At 73.9% G+C, this 17602-nt stretch carries 18 protein-coding genes; 10 read left to right on the forward strand and 8 right to left on the reverse strand.

Annotated features, from left to right (window positions below):
• Positions 1 to 202: 202 nt before the first annotated feature.
• The 4 genes from ACIA8Q_RS16140 to ACIA8Q_RS16155 all read right to left on the reverse strand — a co-directional run bounded on the left by ACIA8Q_RS16140 (position 203) and on the right by ACIA8Q_RS16155 (position 4423).
• The gene (locus tag ACIA8Q_RS16140) at positions 203 to 1750 is read right to left on the reverse strand and encodes a M1 family metallopeptidase (RefSeq protein WP_396317334.1); all 1548 of its coding nucleotides are present in this window, start codon (positions 1748 to 1750) and stop codon (positions 203 to 205) included.
• Between the two features lie 187 nt (positions 1751 to 1937).
• Positions 1938 to 2810: a sulfurtransferase gene (locus ACIA8Q_RS16145; RefSeq protein WP_360208362.1), complete on the reverse strand. Its 873-nt coding sequence runs from the start codon at positions 2808 to 2810 to the stop codon at positions 1938 to 1940.
• A gap of 252 nt (positions 2811 to 3062) precedes the next feature.
• Positions 3063 to 3395, reverse strand: a complete 333-nt coding sequence (locus tag ACIA8Q_RS16150; protein ID WP_360208360.1) for a hypothetical protein — start codon at positions 3393 to 3395, stop codon at positions 3063 to 3065.
• 155 nt (positions 3396 to 3550) lie between these two features.
• Positions 3551 to 4423 carry a polysaccharide deacetylase family protein gene (locus ACIA8Q_RS16155; RefSeq protein ID WP_396317335.1) on the reverse strand — a complete coding sequence of 291 codons (873 nt, stop codon included), beginning with the start codon at positions 4421 to 4423 and terminating at the stop codon, positions 3551 to 3553.
• A 198-nt stretch (positions 4424 to 4621) separates the two neighbouring features.
• Here ACIA8Q_RS16155 and ACIA8Q_RS16160 point away from each other — a divergent pair, with 198 nt between their 5' ends.
• Complete coding sequence (locus ACIA8Q_RS16160; protein ID WP_360208354.1) at positions 4622 to 5482, forward strand: SAM-dependent methyltransferase; 861 nt, start codon at positions 4622 to 4624, stop codon at positions 5480 to 5482.
• A gap of 48 nt (positions 5483 to 5530) precedes the next feature.
• Here ACIA8Q_RS16160 and ACIA8Q_RS16165 read toward each other — a convergent pair whose 3' ends face one another.
• The gene (locus ACIA8Q_RS16165) at positions 5531 to 6400 is read right to left on the reverse strand and encodes an Fpg/Nei family DNA glycosylase (RefSeq protein WP_387899780.1); all 870 of its coding nucleotides are present in this window, start codon (positions 6398 to 6400) and stop codon (positions 5531 to 5533) included.
• A gap of 142 nt (positions 6401 to 6542) precedes the next feature.
• Here ACIA8Q_RS16165 and ACIA8Q_RS16170 point away from each other — a divergent pair, with 142 nt between their 5' ends.
• The 4 genes from ACIA8Q_RS16170 (at position 6543) to ACIA8Q_RS16185 (ending at position 9301) form a co-directional block, all read left to right on the forward strand.
• Positions 6543 to 6995 carry an SRPBCC family protein gene (locus ACIA8Q_RS16170; protein WP_360208348.1) on the forward strand — a complete coding sequence of 151 codons (453 nt, stop codon included), beginning with the start codon at positions 6543 to 6545 and terminating at the stop codon, positions 6993 to 6995.
• Between the two features lie 98 nt (positions 6996 to 7093).
• Positions 7094 to 7753 (forward strand): hypothetical protein, encoded by a 660-nt coding sequence (locus tag ACIA8Q_RS16175; RefSeq protein WP_360208345.1) that lies wholly within the window; start codon positions 7094 to 7096, stop codon positions 7751 to 7753.
• 142 nt (positions 7754 to 7895) lie between these two features.
• Positions 7896 to 8687, forward strand: coding sequence for a thioredoxin domain-containing protein (locus ACIA8Q_RS16180; protein ID WP_360208342.1), 792 nt, complete (start codon positions 7896 to 7898; stop codon positions 8685 to 8687).
• Entirely contained in the window at positions 8684 to 9301 is a 618-nt protein-coding gene (locus ACIA8Q_RS16185; RefSeq protein WP_363363110.1) for a vitamin K epoxide reductase family protein, read from the forward strand. Before ACIA8Q_RS16180 ends, ACIA8Q_RS16185 begins: the two co-directional genes overlap by 4 nt.
• A 106-nt stretch (positions 9302 to 9407) precedes the next feature.
• On the opposite strand, the gene ACIA8Q_RS16190 is transcribed toward ACIA8Q_RS16185, so the two are convergent.
• Complete coding sequence (locus ACIA8Q_RS16190; RefSeq protein ID WP_360207977.1) at positions 9408 to 10391, reverse strand: adenosine deaminase; 984 nt, start codon at positions 10389 to 10391, stop codon at positions 9408 to 9410.
• 186 nt (positions 10392 to 10577) lie between these two features.
• On the opposite strand from ACIA8Q_RS16190, the gene ACIA8Q_RS16195 reads away from it, so the two are divergent.
• Entirely contained in the window at positions 10578 to 10856 is a 279-nt protein-coding gene (locus tag ACIA8Q_RS16195) for a DUF6158 family protein (RefSeq protein WP_360207980.1), read from the forward strand.
• A gap of 155 nt (positions 10857 to 11011) precedes the next feature.
• Complete coding sequence (locus ACIA8Q_RS16200) at positions 11012 to 12400, forward strand: NADP-dependent succinic semialdehyde dehydrogenase (RefSeq protein ID WP_396317336.1); 1389 nt, start codon at positions 11012 to 11014, stop codon at positions 12398 to 12400.
• 33 nt (positions 12401 to 12433) lie between these two features.
• Here ACIA8Q_RS16200 and ACIA8Q_RS16205 read toward each other — a convergent pair whose 3' ends face one another.
• Both ACIA8Q_RS16205 and ACIA8Q_RS16210 read right to left on the reverse strand, forming a co-directional pair.
• Positions 12434 to 12715, reverse strand: coding sequence for a hypothetical protein (locus ACIA8Q_RS16205; RefSeq protein WP_360207985.1), 282 nt, complete (start codon positions 12713 to 12715; stop codon positions 12434 to 12436).
• A gap of 45 nt (positions 12716 to 12760) precedes the next feature.
• On the reverse strand, positions 12761 to 13843 hold the full coding sequence (locus tag ACIA8Q_RS16210; RefSeq protein ID WP_387899785.1) for a Ku protein: 1083 nt from the start codon (positions 13841 to 13843) through the stop codon (positions 12761 to 12763).
• Positions 13844 to 13975: 132 nt separating this feature from the next.
• Here ACIA8Q_RS16210 and ACIA8Q_RS16215 point away from each other — a divergent pair, with 132 nt between their 5' ends.
• The 3 genes from ACIA8Q_RS16215 (at position 13976) to ACIA8Q_RS16225 (ending at position 17386) form a co-directional block, all read left to right on the forward strand.
• A complete protein-coding gene (locus ACIA8Q_RS16215; RefSeq protein ID WP_360207990.1) occupies positions 13976 to 14260 on the forward strand; it encodes a hypothetical protein in 285 nt (94 codons plus the stop codon).
• 244 nt (positions 14261 to 14504) lie between these two features.
• Positions 14505 to 15947, forward strand: coding sequence for an amino acid permease (locus ACIA8Q_RS16220; RefSeq protein ID WP_360207993.1), 1443 nt, complete (start codon positions 14505 to 14507; stop codon positions 15945 to 15947).
• 224 nt (positions 15948 to 16171) lie between these two features.
• On the forward strand, positions 16172 to 17386 hold the full coding sequence (locus ACIA8Q_RS16225; protein ID WP_360207995.1) for a helix-turn-helix transcriptional regulator: 1215 nt from the start codon (positions 16172 to 16174) through the stop codon (positions 17384 to 17386).
• Positions 17387 to 17602: the final 216 nt, after the last annotated feature.

The following is a 17602-nucleotide window of genomic DNA, read 5'->3' on the forward strand; positions in this document are numbered from 1 at the left end:
GTGCGTCCGCGCGTCGACTGCCGGCGGATCACCTGTGGGACGGGCCCGTACCCCGGCGGGGCGGGCCCGGCTGCTGCCGTTGGTTCGGCGGATCTCATGCTAGGGCCGGGCCCGACGGGCCGCCCGACGGAGCGGTGCGGACGGGTCACCCGGCGCGGGGGCCCCGCACCGGGTGACCGGGCGCCTCGGGCCCGGGCCCCCGTCAGTGCCCTTCGTCGTGCACCGAGTTGGTCTCCTGGATCTTCTTCCAGGACTTGGGCTCCACCGGCACCCCGCCGCCGGACTGCCCGTCGGCCCGCCCCGCGTCCGCGCCCGGTACGAGCGAGGCCTTCGCCGGCGCCCCCGCGGGCACCGGGCCGAGGGCCGGCTTGGAGGCGGTGAACAGCCAGGTGTTCAGGAGGTCGCCGAGCTTCTTCCCGGAGACCTTCTCCGCGTACGCCCGGAAGTCCGCGATGGTGGCGTTGCCGTAGCGCCGCTCGGTGGGCCAGCCCTTGAGGATCCGGAAGAACGCGTCGTCCCCGACGGTGTTGCGCAGCGCCTGGACGGCCACCGCACCGCGGTCGTAGACGGCGCCGTCGAACTGGTTGTCCGGGCCCGGGTCACCCGGCTTGACGGTCCAGAACCTGTCGTCGGCCGGGTGCGAGGCGTAGACGTAGTCGGCGAGCTCCTGCGCGGTGCCCTCGTTCTCGTGCTCGGACCAGAGGAACTGCGCGTACCGGGCGAAGCCCTCGTTCAGCCAGATGTCGCTCCAGCCCGAGAGCGAGACGCTGTCGCCGTACCACTGGTGGGCCAGCTCGTGGACGACCACCGAGGTGTTGGAGCCCTTCGCGAACTGCCGGGGGCTGTAGTAGACGCGGGTCTGGGTCTCCAGGGCGAAGCCGGTCCTGGTGTTGGGCACGTACCCGCCGACGGAGCTGAACGGGTACTCGCCGAAGTAGCCGCTCAGCCAGTCGACGAGTTCCCCGGTGCGCTCGACGCTGGCGCGGGCGGCGTCCGCGTTGTCGCCGAGGTCCTTGCTGTAGGCGTTGTAGACGGGCAGCCCGCCCGGGGTCGTGTCGGTGGTGACGTCGAACTTCCCGACCGCGAGGGTGGCCAGGTACGTCGCCTGGGGCTTGTTCTCGCGCCAGCTGAAGCGGGTCCACCCGGCCTGCGAGCTCTTCCCGGCGAGGACGCCGTTGCTGATCACCTCGTTGCCGTCCGGCACCAGCACGGAGACGTCGAAGGTGGCCTTGTCGCTCGGGTGGTCGTTGCTGGGGAACCACCACCAGGCCGATTCGGGCTCCCCGGCCGCGACGGCACCGTCGGGCGTGCGCTGCCAGGCGGTGAAGCCGTACTTCTTCACGGTGGACGGGACGCCCTTGTAGCGGACGACCACGGTGGCCTGGGCGCCCTTGGCGAGCGGCCGGGCGGGCGTGACCTCCAGCTCCTGCTCCCCGCTGGCGGCGAAGGCGGCGGGCCGCCCGTTGACGCGGACCTCCTGGACGTCCAGCGCGAAGTCCAGGTTGAAGCGGGAGAGGTTGTCGGTGGCCGTGGCGAGGATGGTGGTGGTGCCCTCCAGCTCATCGGTGGCGGGCTGGTACTTCAGCCGGATGTCGTAGTGCGAGATGCGGTAGCCGCCGTTGCCGTAGGTCGGGTAGTAGGCGTCGCCGGCCCCGGCCGCGCCGGGTTTGAAGTCGGCGGCCGCGGCGGGGACGGTCAGGAGCAGGCTCAGGGCGCCGGCGGCGGCGGAGACGATCAGCCTCTTGCGCACGTGGTCCTCCAGGATCACTGGGACGAAGGGTCGGATCGATCCTTGTCCCGGTGCGCCCCGCTCCACTCCCGGATTGTGAGATGTTCATGATAAGAAACAGGCCGAAATCACGCCGCCGCGCCCCGGACACCCGCCTCAACACTCCCGGGGGCCGCACCGGCCCCACACGCCGCTCCCCGCAGGGCCCTCACCCCCCGAGCGCCACCGGCGCCCGCACCAGCGAGCCGTACTCCGTCCACGAGCCGTCGTAGTTCTTCACGTGCTCGTACCCGAGCAGCTCGGTCAGCGCGAACCAGGTGTGCGCGGAGCGCTCCCCGATCCGGCAGTAGGCGATCACCTCGCGCTCCGGCTCCACCCCGTTGGCCGCGTACAGCGCCCGCAGCTCCTCCGCCGAGCGGAACGACCCGTCGTCGTTGGCCGTCTGCGACCAGGGGACGTTGACCGCGCCCGGGATGTGCCCGGGCACCTGCGCCTGTTCCTGCGGCAGGTGCGGCGGGGCGATCAGCTCGCCCCGGAACTCGGCCGGTGAGCGGACGTCGACCAGCACCGCGTCCGAGCCGGGCTTGGCGAACACCTCGGCCTTGCCGAGCACCTCGTCGCGCAGCGCGCGCAGCTCAGGCCGTTCCGGCCCGGCCAGTCGGTAGGAGGTGTGCTGGTAGTCCATCACCTCCTGGGTGAGCGCCCGCCCCTCCAGCTCCCACTTCTTGCGCCCGCCGTCCAGCAGCCGCACCGGGCCGAAGCCGCGCAGCCGCAGCAGCCAGTAGGCGTAGGCGGCGAACCAGTTGTTGTTGCCGCCGTAGAGCACCACGCCGGTGTCGTCCTCCACCCCGGCCGCCCGCAGCAGGTGCTGGACGCCCTCCCGGTCGACGTAGTCGCGTCCGATCCGGCTGTGCAGGTCGGTGGTCCAGTTCCAGCCGACGGCGCCGGGGATGTGGTCCCGGTCGTAGGCGGTGCTGTCCTCGTCCACCTCGACGACCCGGACCGTCCCGTCGTCCAGGTGGTCGGCCAGCCACTCGGTGCGGACCAGCGTCTCGGGGTGCGCGTAGCCGTTGCCGGTCATCCGGGGGCCTCCTTCGCTCTGCCCGGGGCCGCCGGGCGGAGCGCCCGGGACCGCACTGGACCGGGCCCGCGGGCGCGCACGCACCGGTGCACCTCGGACGGACCGGCCACTATCGAACGTACGTCGGACGCGGCACCCGGGCCACCCCGGGAGTGGGCCCGCGATCGGGGACGCCCACGAACGCCGGACGGCCCGGGGCCCGGCCGCTGCCGGTCACCGGGCCGTCCCGTGGGTCGGCGGGTTCCGTCCGCCTCAGGAGAAGATCACCGAGCGGAGCCTCAGGCGGTCGCCGAGCTTCTTGCCCGGGTTCATCACGTAGTAGGTGTCGCCGTCGCAGTGCGCGTCGAGGAAGACGGTGGCCGTCGAGGTGGTGAAGTTCTCCGGCGCGAAGGCCGGCAGGTTCCCGATGTCCGGCAGGTCGATGCACACGCGGCTCTCCGGGTCGGCCAGTCCGGTCGGGATCCCGATCGGCGGGACCCCGACCCTGTAGAGGAAGTCACCGGTGGCCGCGGTGGCGGAGGTGGGGACGGCGAGGACGAGGGTGGCGGCGCTGGCGAGGGCCAGAACGGTGTTGCGCAGACGCATGGGTGAGGGCCTTTCAGGTGGTACGCGGCGGTACCGGGTTCATTGGTGCGAGATCACCCTAGAGGCCGAAAATCCGCAGAAACGGTTCATCTAGTGCACCCTTTCGAGTGGTTTAAGCGGAAAGGCCGCGACCTTTCGGCTCACCCATGGCCCCCTCAGTTCGGCGGAGCCGTGAAGTAGTAGCCCGAGTCGACCAGCACCGGCAGGTACGCCTTCAGCGCGGCGACGGTCTGCGAGCGGTCCCCGCCACCGTCGTGGTTGAGCACGATCGCCCCGGGCCGGACGTCCTTGAGGATCCGGTCGGTGATCGCCGAGGTGCCGGGCCGGGCCCAGTCCCGCGGGTCCACCGACCAGGCCATGTTCCGCATCCCGAGGTCCGCGGCCACCTTGAGCGACTCCGTCGACCAGTCGCCGCCGGGCGCCCGGAACCAGGTGGGCAGCCGGCCGGTGGTCCGGTGCAGCAGGTCCGAGGTGCGCTCCAGCTCGTCCCGGACCTTGCCCTCGGACAGGTTCCGCAGGTCCGGATGGGTCCAGGTGTGGTTGGCGATGTGGTGGCCCCGGTCGGCGATCTCCCGCACCAGCTCCGGGTACTGGACGGCGTTCTCCCCGATCAGGAAGAAGGTCGCCCGGATCCCGTGCTGCTGGAGCAGGGACAGCACGGTCGGCGTGTACCGCGGGTCCGGGCCGTCGTCGATGGTGAGGGCCACCACCCGCCGTTCCGCGTCGAGCTCGTACACCGGCTTGCTCTCCGCCGTGGAGATCGTGTGGCGGACGGTCTCGACGCTCGGCCCGGCCGGGGCGGCGGCGGCCGGTGGCGCCGAGGGCGCGGCGGACGGCGTGACCGGGGCCGCGCCCGGTGTCGCCTCGGGGCCGGCCAGGGACTCGTTGAACCCCTCGGGCGCCGCCGCCGCGGTGGGGCCGCCCCCACCGCCCCAGGGGCTCCGGCAGCCGGCGGCGGCTCCGAGCAGGGACATCCCGGCGGCGACCAGCAGCAATCTTCGCGAAGTAATCTGACGATCTGACGACATGTCGAATGCTTCCCCCGGCGGACATCGCCGCTCCCCGCGCGTGACCCCGACGGACCCGATCACCACTCCGACGGCCCAAGGCGGCCGCACCCCCGGCCGTCCGTACGCCACACTTCCCGGACCGGGCACCCGGCGCCCCCGGGGGGCCGCTACGCTGGGCCTCCCCAGTATGATGATCTGCCATCAGAGGACGTGGCCATGACGACAAGTCAGGACTTCCCCGACCAGGGCACCCGCGACGAGGACGCCGCCGAGCCGAGCCAGTGGGAACGTTTCGGCGTCGACACCACCGCCCCGCACTCCGCACGCGTGTACGACTACTGGCTGGGCGGCAAGACCAACTTCCCGCCGGACCGCGCCATGGGGCAGGCCATCGAGGAGGCCGTGCCGAGCGTCAAGGAGATGGCCAAGGCCAACCGCGCCTTCCAGGGCCGGGCCGTCCGCCACCTCGCCCGGGAGCACGGCATCCGGCAGTTCCTCGACCTCGGCACCGGCATCCCCACCTCGCCCAACACCCACGAGATCGCCGAGGCCGTCAGCCCCGGCACCCGGGTGGTCTACGTCGACAACGACCCGATCGTGCTCGCGCACGCCCGCGCCCTGATGGTGTCCAGCCCGGCCAGCCGCACCACCTACATCCACGCCGACCTGCGCAAGCCCGAGGAGCTGTTCGCCGACCCGGCGCTCACCGCCACCCTCGACCTCACCCAGCCGGTCGGGCTGCTGATGATCGCCGTACTGATGCTGATCGCCGACGAGGACGACCCCTGGGGCCGGGTCGCCGCCCTGCGCGACGCCCTGCCCGCCGGCAGCTGCCTCGCCCTCACCACGCCGACCCAGGACTTCGACCCGGTGGCCGTCGGCAAGGTCACCGAGGCCGCCCGGGCCGGTGGGATGACCCTCGTCCCGCGCACCCACGACGACGTCCTGCGCTTCTTCGACGGCTGGGACCTGGTCGAGCCCGGGCTCGCCCCCGTCCTCGGCTGGCGCCCGGACGGCGAGCCGCCGGCGGACCCGAAGGCCGCCTACTACTGGGGCGGCGTCGCCGTGAAGCGCTGACCGGACGGGCCCGGTGGGAGGCCGCGACTCCCACCGGGCCCGTTCCGCTCACTTCAGCAGCCGCGACAGCCGCCGGTCCGCCAGCGGCTTGCCCCCGGTCTGGCAGGTCGGGCAGTACTGCAGCGAGGAGTCCGCGAAGGAGACCTCGCGCACGGTGTCCCCGCAGACCGGGCAGGGCAGACCGGTGCGGCCGTGCACCCGCAGCCCGAGCTTCTTCTCCGCCTTCAGCTCCCCCGCCGCCAGCCCGCGCGAGCGCTCCACCGCGTCCCGCAGGGTGGTCCCGAGGGCCTCGTACAGCCGTGCCGTCTCCTCGTCGGTCAGGCTGGACGCCAGTTTGAAGGGCGACATCCGGGCCGCGTGCAGCACCTCGTCCGAGTAGGCGTTGCCCACCCCGGCCAGCACGGTCTGGTCCCGCAGCACGCCCTTGAGCCGGCGCCGTTCGCCGTGCAGCAGGGCCGCGAAGTCGGCCGCGGTGAACGCCGGGTCCAGCGGGTCCGGACCGAGCCGGGCCACCCCGGGCACCTCGGCCGGGTCCGCCACCACGTAGACCGCCAGGCCCTTCTTGGTGCCGGCCTCGGTCAGGTCGAAGCCGTCCCCCGCCTCCCCCGCCAGGCGCAGCCGCAGCGCCAGCGGGTTGCGCGGGCTCGGGCGGGGCGGCTCGGCGGGCAGCGCGTCCTTCCAGCGCAGCCAGCCGGCCCGGGCCAGGTGGACCACCAGGTGCAGCCCGCCGGCCTCGACGTCCAGGAACTTGCCGTGCCGGCTCACCCCGCCGACCGTCCGCCCCTCCAGCGCCGTCACCGGCGGGTCGTAGGTCTTCAGCGCGCTGATCGCCACCGGCTGCACGCGGGCGATCTCGCGCCCGGTCAGCCGCTCGGCCAGGAAGGCGCTCAGCGCCTCGACCTCCGGCAGCTCCGGCATGCGCCCAGTCTCCCGCAGCCCCGCGCCGGGCGCCCGCCGGTGCCCGACCGCCGGCCGGTGCGGGCCCGGGACCGGCGGCCGGGCCGCACCCGCTTTGCCCGGGCACCGTCCGCGGGCGCAGGCTGGTACCTGAGGAGGGCGCATGAACACCCTTGAGGAACAGATCGACGTCGCCGCCCCCGTCCTCGCCGCCTGGGAGCAGCTGCACCGGGTCCACGAGTACCCGCGGTTCGTCGACGGCGTGCACAGCGCCCACCCGCACGGCCGGAACCTGGCACACCTCGGGGTGGCGATCGGCGGCGCCGAGCGGGCCGTGGACACCGAGATCACCGACCGCGGCCGGGGCCGGGTGATGTCCTGGCGCACGCTCGACGGGATCCCGCTGAGCGGCGCCTTCGCCCTGCTGCCGCTGGACGCCCGGCGGACCAGGGTGCAGATCCGGGTGGAGTACGACCCGGCGGCGCTGCGCGAGGCGATCGGCGGGCCCGGCGGGTTCGCCCTGGCCGGGGCGATCGAGCGGGCGGTCCGGGGGGACCTGGAGCACTTCCGCGAGCTGGTCGAGGCCCGGGTGAGTCCGCCGGGGCCGGACCGGTAAGGACGACATAAGGCCAGCTCAGAGCGGGTGGTGAGGCTGTTCACAGCGGGCCCTCGGGCCGCCGGGTTCGCCGTCGACCTGTGGCAGACTCGATGGCGATGGACATCGGCCCGGTCACCAGGACGCTTCGCGCGGCGGTCTTCGCCGCGCTCGTCGTGCTGCTCGCCGGGCTCGGCCAGGTGGTGGTCACCGGCCGCGCGCTGCCGGTCGGCACGCTGGCCCTCGCCTCCGTCGCCGTGTTCGCGGCGGCCTTCGCCGTGGCCGGCCGCGAACGCGGCTACCCGGCGGTCGCGGCGGTGTTCCTGCCGCTGGAGCTCGGCGTCAGCGCCCTGTTCGACCTCGCGCAGACCTCCTGCCCGTCCCTGCCGCCCGGCTCCGCGCACGGCTTCCAGCCGCTGCTCTGCGGCGGCGGCTCGCTGGGCGGCTTCCTGCTCGGCCACGGCGTCTCCCAGCAGACCGGCGTCCTGCTGCTCCTGCTGCTGCACACCGTGATCGCGCTGTCCGCGGCCTTCTGGCTGCGCCGGGCGGACGCCGCGCTGGCCCGTCTCGCCCGCGCCGTCCGGATGCTGGGCGATTTCCTGCACCGGCACGTCCCGGCGGCCGCCCGCTGGCTGCGGCTGCTCGCCGCACCCGTCCCGGCCCGGCCGGTGGCGCGGGTGCCGTTCCCCCGGGCCAGCCGGGCCCTGGTGCCCGCCGAGGACGTCGTCGTCCGCCCGGCCGTCCGGCGCGGTCCGCCGGCGTTCGCCCCGGCCGGCTGAGCCCCGGCGCGTCCCGCGGTCCCCACGGACCGCTCCCGACGCGTCCCCGCCTCGACCGGTCCTCTCGCCCGCGCGCAGCCCCGCCCCCGAGCCGGCGCGCGCCGCCCCTCCGCACGCCCGAGAGCACAGGACGACGACACCCATGAGCAACACCCGCAAGACCGCCGCCAAGACCAACGCCACCGAGCGGATGCGCGCCGCCCGCGCCCAGGCCGAGCGCTCCGACCGGATCCGCCGCCGGGTGGTGGTCGGCGCCGCCTCCGCCGCCGTGCTGGCCCTCGCCGCGGGCGTGGCCCTCGCCGTCGGCGGCTCCTCCGGCTCCGGCGACGCGGCCGCGAACGGCCCGCTGGTCGTCCCGGCGAACGCGGGCGGCCCGAACGGCACCGTGATCACCTACGGCAAGGCCGACGCCCCGCACACCCTGGAGGTCTACGAGGACTTCCGCTGCCCGTTCTGCGAGCAGCTGGAGACCACCACCGGTGCGACCATGCAGCAGCTCGCCGACGCGGGCACCTACAAGATCGAGTACCACCTGGCGACGTTCCTGGACAAGAACCTGGGCGGCAAGGGCTCGCGCACCGCGCTGGCCGCGGCCGGGGCCGCGCTGAACGAGGGCGTGGACAAGTTCAAGCAGTTCCACGACGTGCTCTACGCCAACCAGCCCGACGAGCGCAGCGACGCCTTCGGCGACGTCAACCACGTCCTCGACCTGGCCGGCAAGGTCCCCGGCCTGAAGACCGACGGCTTCGTCAAGGCCGTCCAGGACGGCACCTACGCGCCGTGGGCGGCCAAGGTGAACGAGGAGTTCAACAACAGCGACGTCACCGGCACCCCGACCGTCAAGCTGGACGGGAAGAAGCTGGACGTCCTCACCGGCGGCAAGGCCGTCAGCCCCGAGCAGTTCACCGCGCTGGTCAAGCAGGTGACCGGATGACGACCGCCGCCCCCGCCGCGCGGACGTACGGTGCGAGCCGCCCGTTCGCCTGGCTGCTGCTGATCGGCGGCGCGGTCGGGCTGTTCGCCTCGGCGGTCCTCACCCTGGACAAGATCCGGCTGCTGAAGGACCCGTCGTACGTCCCGAGCTGCAACATCAACCCGATCATCAGCTGCGGCTCGATCATGCGCAGCGACCAGGCGGAGGCCTTCGGCTTCCCCAACTCGCTGCTCGGCCTGGTCGGCTTCGCCGTGGTCGTCGCGGTCGGCGCCGGGCTGCTCGCCGGGGCCTCGTACCGGCGCTGGTTCTGGCTCGGGCTGCAGGCCGGGACGGTCTTCGGCATCGGCTTCGTGACCTGGCTGATGTACCAGGCGCTGTACTCGATCGGGGCGCTCTGCCCGTACTGCATGGTGGTCTGGGCCGCGATGATCCCGCTGTTCTGGTACACCACGCTGCACAACCTGCGCTCCGGGGTCATCCCGACCGGCCGCGCCCTGCGCCCGGTGGTCCGCGAGGCCGCCCGCTACCACTGGGTCGTCCCGGCGCTCTGGTACGCGGTGATCGCGCTGCTGGTGCTCAACCGGTTCTGGTACTACTGGTCGACCCTGCTCTGAGCACCGCCGGAGCACCCCGCCGGGCCCGCGCCCGCCACCTCCCTTCCCGGGGGTGGCGGGCGCACTGCCGGCGGGCGCACTGCCCGCGGGCTCGGAAGCGGTCGGCTCAGAACCGGTGGGCCGCGACCTCGGCGAGCAGCTCGGCCCGGCGCTCCTCGGAGAGGAAGGAGGCGCGGAAGGAGTTCGCGGCGAGCAGCCGGAGGGTCTCCTGGTCCAGGGCGAGGGCCTGCTGCACGGCCCGGAGGTTGTCCTCGACGTAGCCGCCGAAGTACGCCGGGTCGTCGGAGTTGACGGTGACCAGCAGGCCGGCCTCCAGCATCTCGCGCAGCGGGTGGTCGGCGAGGGTGTCGATGCAGCGCAGCCGGACGTTGGAGAGCGGGCAGAGGGTGAGCGGGATCCGCTCGCGCACCAGCCGGGCGACCAGCTCGCCGTCCTCCAGGCAGCGCAGGCCGTGGTCGATCCGCTCGACGCCGAGGACGTCCAGCGCCTCGGTGATGTAGGAGGCCGGGCCCTCCTCCCCCGCGTGCGCGACCCGGTGCAGGCCGGCCTCCGCGGCGCGCCGGTACACCTCGCGGAACTTGGCCGGCGGGTGGCCGACCTCGGCCGAGTCGAGGCCGATGCCGGCGATCCGGTCGAAGTACGGGCGGGCGGCCTCGAAGGTCTCCAGCGCGGACTCGGCGGACTCGTCCCGCAGGAAGCACATGATCAGCCGGGTGCTGATCCCGTACCGCTCCTCGCTGCGCTCCAGCGCCGCGGTCAGCCCGTCGACCACGGTGCCGAGCGGCACGCCGCGCGCGGTGTGCGCCTGCGGGTCGAAGAAGATCTCCGCGTGCCGGACGCCCTGCTCGGCGGCCCGGGCGAGGTAGGCGTCGGCGAGGTCGGTGAAGTCCTGCCCGGTGCGCAGGACGGCCATCAGCGCGTAGTACAGGTCGAGGAAGGACTGCAGGTCGCTGAAGGAGTACGCCTTCCGCAGCTCCTCGGTGTCGGCGTAGGGCAGCGTGACGGCGTTGCGGGCGGCGAGGGCGAAGGCGAGTTCGGGCTCCAGGGTGCCTTCGATGTGAAGGTGGAGTTCGGCCTTGGGAAGCGGCATGGGAGATCTGTCCGAGCTGTAGGGGACGAAACGGATGATCCGGAAGGATTCATCCTACGTTCCGCTCCCTCCCGGTCGGCGCCCTCCGGAGGTGCTCGCGGCGCAGCGGGCGTCACCCCCGCGGGTGTACCGGGGGCGGCCAGCGGGCACCGGGTAGGAGGGGGCTTCCGCCGAGGAGGTACCGAGATGCGGCACGTCGACCCGCACGTCCGGCCCGAGGGCATCTCCCCGCACGCCCTGGGCAACGACACGCTCCTGCACGAGCTGGAACAGCTGCACCGCACCCGTCACGAGACCTTCCTGCACGGCTCGGAGGACGCGCTCCGGCGGCACACCCTGCGCACCGGACAGCTGGAGGCCGAGTACCTGCACCGCTTTCCCGACCGACTGGTGACGGCCGGCCGGACCAGGGCCGGCGCGCGGGCCCGCGAGGCCGCGGCCCGGGTGGAGTCGCTGCCCGAGTAGCGGCCTGCCCCGGCGGCCGACCGGGGCGTCCGGACCGGCCGCGCGGCGGCGCCCGGCGGGGACACGCCGGGCGCCGGTGGCGTGCCCGCGGGCGGGCCGTCGGGGAGGGTGAGAGGCGCAGCCGCACCGGACCCCGACCCCCCTGGGAGCCCCGCATGCCCATCGCCAGCGTCAACCCCGCGACCGGCGAGATCCTGGAGACCTTCGAGCCGCTCGACGCGGCCGGCGTCGAACGCAGACTGGCCCGCGCCGAGGCCGCGTTCCACAGCTACCGCACCACCCCCTTCGCCGCCCGCGCCGACCTGCTGCGCCGGGCCGCCGACCTGTTGGACCAGGACCAGGAGACGGTCGCCCGCACGATGACCGAGGAGATGGGCAAGCCGCTCACCGCCTCCCGGGCCGAGGCCGCCAAGTGCGCGAAGGCGATGCGCTGGTACGCCGACCACGCCGAGGCGCTGCTGGCCGACGAGCACCCGGACCCGGCCGACGTCGCCGACTCCGGCGCCGCCCGGGCCTACGTCCGCTACCGCCCGATCGGCGCGGTGCTGGCCGTGATGCCGTGGAACTTCCCGTTCTGGCAGGTGATCCGGTTCGCCGCGCCGGCCCTGATGGCGGGCAACGTCGGCCTGCTCAAGCACGCCTCCAACGTCCCGCGCACCGCGGTGGCGCTGGAGGAGCTCTTCCGGCGGGCCGGCTTCCCGGAGGGCTGCTTCCAGACCCTGCTGATCGGTTCGGGCGCGGTCGAGGGCGTCATCCGGGACCGCAGGGTGGCCGCGGTGACCCTCACCGGCAGCGAGCCGGCCGGCCGGGCGGTCGCCGCCACGGCGGCCGACGAGGTGAAGAAGGCGGTGCTGGAGCTCGGCGGCAGCGACCCGTTCGTCGTCATGCCCAGCGCCGACGTCGACGCGGCGGTGCGCACCGCCGTCCGCGCCCGGGCGCAGAACAACGGCCAGTCCTGCATCGCCGCCAAGCGCTTCATCGTCCACACCGACGTCTACGACCGCTTCACCGCGGGCTTCACCGAGGGGATGCGGTCGCTGCGCGTCGGGGACCCGATGGACGAGGCGACCGACGTCGGCCCGCTGGCCAGCCGCCAGGGCCGGGACGACCTGGAGGAGCTGGTCGAGGACGCCCGGACGCACGGCGCCCGGGTCGAGTGCGGCGGCGGGCGCCCGGAGGGCTGGGACACCGGGTACTTCTACGAGCCGACGGTGCTGACCGGCATCACCCCGGCGATGCGGATCCACCTGGAGGAGACCTTCGGCCCGGTGGCCACCGTCTACCGGGTCGCCGACCTGGACGAGGCCGTGGCGCTGGCCAACGACACGCCGTTCGGCCTGAGTTCCAACGTCTGGACCCGGGACGAAGGCGAGCAGGAGCGCTTCGTGCGCGACGTCCAGGCCGGCGGGGTGTTCTTCAACGGGATGACCGCCTCCCACCCCGCCCTGCCGTTCGGCGGCGTCAAGCGCTCCGGGTTCGGGCGGGAGCTGTCCGGGCACGGGATCCGGGAGTTCTGCAACATCACCACGGTGTGGCTCGGCTGAGCGCTCCCGGACCGCACCGGTGCCCGGCCCGGGTCAGGAGGCCACGCGGTGCCTGCCCGGGCCGGGCGTCATCCACCGGGCGAGCACGCCGACCATGGCGACGGCCGTCAGGCCCCAGAAGATCGCCAGGACGACCATCACCCACGTCTGGCTGATCTGGACGGCGACCATGCACAGACCGATCGAGAGCGCGATCATGACGGTCACCACGGTCGGGCTGAGGCTGAGCAGCCAGTGCCAGGCCCGGTGCATCCGGCTGGGGTTCGCCGGGGCGTCGGGGCCGGTTTCGGTTTCCTTGTAGGTCAGCAGGTCCATCGGGATCGCCTCCGGGTCTCGGGGGGCTGGCCGGATCCGCGGGGCTCAGGAGGCCTTGCGCGGAGCCGTGGACTTTCCGGTCGTGGTCCTTCCGGTCGTGGACTTGGCCGTCGCCGTCTTGGCCGTCGTGCTCTTGGCCTTCGTGCTCCTGCCCGTCGTGCTCTTGCCCGTCGACGGTCCGCCGGCCGCGGTGCCGCCGGCCGTCGTCTTCCGGGTCGTGGTCCGCTTCGCCGCGGCGGCCTTCGCGTCGGGCTCCGCCTTCTTCTTCGCCGGGGCGCGCCGGCGGGGCTCGGGCTTCCCCTCCTCCTCCGGGGCCTCCTCCGGCGCGTCCTCCGCCGGGCCCTGGCCCCGCCCGCTCCTGGCCTGCTTGAGGCTGGTGCGCAGCGCCTCCATCAGGTCGATCACGTTGTCGGGCGCCTCGCCGGGCTCCTCCTCGTGCGGGACCTCCACGCCCTCCAGCCGGGCCGTGATCACCTGCTGGAGCGCCTGCTGGTAGTCGTCGTGCAGCTGGGAGAGGTCGAAGTCCTCGGAGAGGGTGTCCATCAGCGAGCGCGCCATCTTGAGCTCCTGCGGCCGCACGGCGACGTCCTCCTCGGGCGCGATGCCGGCCGCCGGGCGGACCTCGTCGGGCCAGATGCAGGTCTGCAGCACCAGGGTGCCGTCGTGCACCCGCAGCACCGCGGGCGACTCCCGGGTGCGCAGGGCGATCTTGGTGACGGCGATCTGCCCGGACTCGGTGAGCGCGTCGCGCAGCAGCGCGTAGGGCTTGGCGGCGGCCTTGTCGGCGACGCCCACGTAGTAGGCCTTGGAGAACATCAGCGGGTCGATCTCGCCGGCGTCGACGAAGGCCAGCACATCGATGATCTTCTTGCTGGGCAGCGGCAGGTCGGCGAGGTCGTCGTCGCTCAGGGTGACGGTCCGGCCGTCGGGGGACTCGTAGCCCTTGGCGATCTCCGCGTACGGGACCTCCTTCTCCTCCTGCTCGCAGTACCGCTTCATCCGGACCCGTCCGCCGTCCTTGGCGTGCACCTGGTGCAGCGGGACGTCGTGTTCCTGGGTGGCCGAGTACAGGTGGACGGGGATGCTGACCAGCCCGAAGCTGATCGTCCCCTTCCAGGTGGTCTGCATGGGGTCGCTCCTTCCCGGAGGTTCCCGTCCGACGGAGCTTCCGGGCTCCGGAGTCTCCACTCTGCCCGCGTTTCCCCCGATCCGCACGGGAAGCACACAATGGGCTCGCGGGGGCCGAGGAGGTGGACGCGGATGACGGCCGGACGACGGCCCGGGCAGGCCCCGCCGCCGGACCGCACCAGGTACCGGGTGACGTACGCCGTGGCCGGGGAGCCCGGGACGCGCCGGGACGAGGTCGAGGTGGTGCCGGGGTACTCCGGGGAGGGCGACGTCCCGCGGATCCTGGCCGCGCGCCTGGCCGCCCGCCTGGCCGCGCACCCCGGTGAGCGACCGGGTGGACGGCCGGGTGATCGACCGGGCGGACGTTCGCAGCCGAATGATCTTCGGATCACCGTGCTGGAATTGCGCGAGATCTGAGCTCCAGCAGAGCTTCGGAGCCGCCCCGACCGATGACGATGCGTCAGATTTGAGCTTTTCGGGACCCCTTTCCACCCCCTCTGACCTGCTCTTTCGTGTCCGCTGAGCGAACAGTTACCAAACCATTGTTCCGATACTCGTGCGTAGTCGTTAGGTTGCACCGCAATGCGCGGGTCAATCCCCCCACCCTCCGGCGCGACGAGCCGAGGGTCAGCCGCGCGGGAAAGGCACAGGGCACCCTTTGATGAGTGCGGACACCACCAAGTCGACGGCGGCTCCCCACGTCCCCCACCAGTCGGGGCCGGCCGGGCACGGCGGCGGCGACGGCCACCTGAAGGCCGGGCTCAAGAACCGCCACCTGTCGATGATCGCCATCGGCGGCGTGATCGGCGCCGGCCTGTTCGTCGGCTCCGGCGCGGGCATCGCCTCCACCGGCCCGGGCATCCTGCTCTCCTACACGCTGGCCGGTGTGCTGGTCGTGCTGGTGATGCGGATGCTCGGCGAGATGGCGGCCGCGGACCCGCAGAGCGGCTCCTTCTCGGCGTACGCGGACCGCGCGCTCGGCCGCTGGGCCGGGTTCAGCATCGGCTGGCTGTACTGGTTCTTCTGGGTCGTGGTCCTCGCGGTGGAGGCCACCGCCGGCGCCAAGATCCTCAACAACTGGGTGCCGGGCGTGCCGCAGTGGGGCTGGGCACTGATCGTGATGGCGGTGCTGACCGCCACCAACCTGTTCTCGGTGGCCTCGTACGGCGAGTTCGAGTTCTGGTTCGCCGGCATCAAGGTGGTCGCGATCGCCGCGTTCCTGGTGATCGGCACCCTCGCCGCCTTCGGCCTGCTGCCCGGCACGCACGCCGTCGGCACCGAGAACCTGACCGGCCACGGCGGCTTCCTGCCACACGGCGTGGGCGCGGTGTTCACCGGCATGCTCACCGTGGTGTTCGCCTTCATGGGCAGCGAGATCGTCACCCTGGCCGCGGGCGAGTCGGAGGACCCGGAGCGCGCCGTCAGCAAGGCCACCAACAGCGTGATCTGGCGCATCGGGATCTTCTACCTGGGCTCGATCCTGCTCGTGGTCACCCTGCTCCCGTGGGACTCCGCCGCCGTCAAGGGCAGCCCGTACGTGGCGGTGCTCGAGCACGTGGGCATCCCCGGCGCCGGCCAGGTGATGGACGTGATCGTGCTGACCGCCGTGCTGTCCTGCCTCAACTCCGGGATGTACACGGCCTCCCGGATGGCGTTCTCGCTGGGGCAGCGCGGCGACGCGCCGAAGGCCTTCGCGACCGTGACCGACCGGGGCGTACCCCGGGTGGCCATCCTCTCCTCGGTGGTCTTCGGCTTCGTCGCGGTCTTCTTCAACTACACCTCGCCCGACACGGTGTTCGCCTTCCTGCTCAACTCCTCCGGCGCGGTTGCGCTCTTCGTCTGGCTGGTGATCTGCTTCTCCCAGCTGCGGATGCGCCGGATCATCGAGCGGGAGACCCCCGAGCGACTGACCGTCCGGATGTGGCTGTACCCGTACCTGACCTGGGCGGCCATCGGCATGATCGGGTTCGTGATGGCGTACATGTTCACCGACTCCGACGGGCGCAAGCAGATGTACCTGTCGCTGGTCGCCGCGGCGATCGTGCTCGTGGCCTCGGCCGTGGTGGGCCGACGGCGGCGGGCCGCGGTGGCGGCGGAGTCCTGACCCGTCCGCACCGCGCGTGGAACGCCGGGCCCGGGAGCCGTTGCGGAGGCTCCCGGGCCCGGCGCCGTTGTCCGGGGCCCGTCCGGCGCTCACCGCCGGGCGCGCCCGGCGGACACGCCCGAGCGGCTCCGGCGCGGGCCAGTTTGACGATGGCACGTCAAGGGGGATATCTGGGCCATGGCGCTCCCCCACGAGCGCTCCCCCACCCCCTCCCGGGAGACCCCGTGCCCCTCCCCCCTGCCCCCACGCCGCACGCCTCGGCGCGCCAACGCTTCGGCCACCGGCTGCGCCACTGGCGCGAGGCCCGCGGGCTCAGCCAGGCCGAACTCGGCCGCCGGCTCGGCTACCACAACTCGCTGATCAGCCGGGTCGAGAACGCCCGCCGCTGGCCACCACCCGGACTTCCCGCCCGGGCTGACGAACTCCTGCTCACCGGAGGGGAGTTGGCCGCCCTCTGGCAGCCCGTCCGACAGGAGCGGGAACGCCTCGGCGAGCTCGTCGCACCCGCCAGACCACCCCTCGGCGCCACCCTGCGCGGCGCCACCCCACCGGACGCCGCCACCTTCGAGGTGCTCCGCCAGCTGCTCGGCGTCTACCGCGCCGCCGCTGCCCGCACCGGCGGCGAACCCCTGGCCGCCGTCCTCGAACACCACGCCCGCACCCTGGCCGGCTGGCAGCACTCCACCCCGCGCGGCGCCGTCACCGCCGTCCGGTCGCTCGCCGCCCAGTACGCCGAACTCGCCGGCTGGGCGCACTTCGAAGGGGACCGCCGGACCCGTGCGCTCGGCTGGTTCACGGCCGGACTGGAGTGGGCCCGCGCGGCCGGGGACCAGCCCACCACGGCCGCCCTGCTGACCCGGCAGAGCACCCTGCACTGGTGGAACGGCGACCCGGCCGGCGCGCTCGCCCACGCCGAGGCCGCCCGCGCCGCCGCGCGACGGGTGCCCGGCCTGCAGTCCTGGGCCGCCCTCGCCGAGGCGCACGCCCACGCCCTGAACGGCGCCGCGCCCGAGGCCTGGCGCGCGCTCGTCGAGGCCGAGCGGCTGACCGAGGCGGACCGGCGGGCCGGGCGGGCGGAGCCCCGGCCGACCCGCGCCGCGCTGGTGCTCGGCGTCGCGCACGGCACCTGCCACCGGGACCTCGCCGTCCGCACCGGCCGCGCCGCGCACGCCCACGCGGCGGTGGCCCACCTGGACGCCGCGCTCGGACACCTGGACCCGGCCGAGCATCCGCACGACCACGCCCTGATCACCGGCCGCCTGGCCGGCGCCTACGCCCGGGCGGGGCGCCGCGAGGCCGCCGCCGCGACGCTCTCCCGCCTGCCGCCCGAGCCCACCGGGCGCGTCGCCCACGAGCAGCGCCGGGCCCGCGGCTGGCTGAGCGGCGCGCCGACCCGCCAGGGCCCGCCCGGGGCCGAGCAACCCACGCCGGAGGGCTGAGCCTGCGGTCCGCCCCGCGACGGCGCGGCGGGCGACGGCGCGGCGGGCGCGGACGGAGAGCGGCCGCCCGCCGGCGCGCGGAACGGCCGGGGGGGCGGGGGGGGGGGGACCCCCCCCCCCCCCCCCCCCCCCGCCGGGCGCGCCCCGCCCCCCCCCCCCCCCCGCGCCCCCCCCCCGCAGGCCCCCCCGGGGGGGGGGACCGCGAGCCCCCCCCCC

The organism is Kitasatospora sp. NPDC051705, from assembly GCF_044453265.1.
In the GTDB taxonomy this organism is placed as follows: Bacteria; Actinomycetota; Actinomycetes; order Streptomycetales; family Streptomycetaceae; genus Kitasatospora.

Bases quoted from the DNA above. Each gene is read 5' to 3' on its own strand.
- ACIA8Q_RS16145 (WP_360208362.1), bottom strand. From the start codon at position 2,810: ATGACCGGCAACGGCTACGCGCACCCCGAGACGCTGGTCCGCACCGAG.
- ACIA8Q_RS16150 (WP_360208360.1), bottom strand. From the start codon at position 3,395: ATGCGTCTGCGCAACACCGTTCTGGCCCTCGCCAGCGCCGCCACCCTC.
- ACIA8Q_RS16155 (WP_396317335.1), bottom strand. From the start codon at position 4,423: ATGTCGTCAGATCGTCAGATTACTTCGCGAAGATTGCTGCTGGTCGCC.
- ACIA8Q_RS16160 (WP_360208354.1), top strand. From the start codon at position 4,622: ATGACGACAAGTCAGGACTTCCCCGACCAGGGCACCCGCGACGAGGAC.
- ACIA8Q_RS16165 (WP_387899780.1), bottom strand. From the start codon at position 6,400: ATGCCGGAGCTGCCGGAGGTCGAGGCGCTGAGCGCCTTCCTGGCCGAG.
- ACIA8Q_RS16170 (WP_360208348.1), top strand. From the start codon at position 6,543: ATGAACACCCTTGAGGAACAGATCGACGTCGCCGCCCCCGTCCTCGCC.
- ACIA8Q_RS16175 (WP_360208345.1), top strand. From the start codon at position 7,094: ATGGACATCGGCCCGGTCACCAGGACGCTTCGCGCGGCGGTCTTCGCC.
- ACIA8Q_RS16180 (WP_360208342.1), top strand. From the start codon at position 7,896: ATGAGCAACACCCGCAAGACCGCCGCCAAGACCAACGCCACCGAGCGG.
- ACIA8Q_RS16185 (WP_363363110.1), top strand. From the start codon at position 8,684: ATGACGACCGCCGCCCCCGCCGCGCGGACGTACGGTGCGAGCCGCCCG.
- ACIA8Q_RS16190 (WP_360207977.1), bottom strand. From the start codon at position 10,391: ATGCCGCTTCCCAAGGCCGAACTCCACCTTCACATCGAAGGCACCCTG.
- ACIA8Q_RS16195 (WP_360207980.1), top strand. From the start codon at position 10,578: ATGCGGCACGTCGACCCGCACGTCCGGCCCGAGGGCATCTCCCCGCAC.
- ACIA8Q_RS16200 (WP_396317336.1), top strand. From the start codon at position 11,012: ATGCCCATCGCCAGCGTCAACCCCGCGACCGGCGAGATCCTGGAGACC.
- ACIA8Q_RS16205 (WP_360207985.1), bottom strand. From the start codon at position 12,715: ATGGACCTGCTGACCTACAAGGAAACCGAAACCGGCCCCGACGCCCCG.
- ACIA8Q_RS16210 (WP_387899785.1), bottom strand. From the start codon at position 13,843: ATGCAGACCACCTGGAAGGGGACGATCAGCTTCGGGCTGGTCAGCATC.
- ACIA8Q_RS16215 (WP_360207990.1), top strand. From the start codon at position 13,976: ATGACGGCCGGACGACGGCCCGGGCAGGCCCCGCCGCCGGACCGCACC.
- ACIA8Q_RS16220 (WP_360207993.1), top strand. From the start codon at position 14,505: ATGAGTGCGGACACCACCAAGTCGACGGCGGCTCCCCACGTCCCCCAC.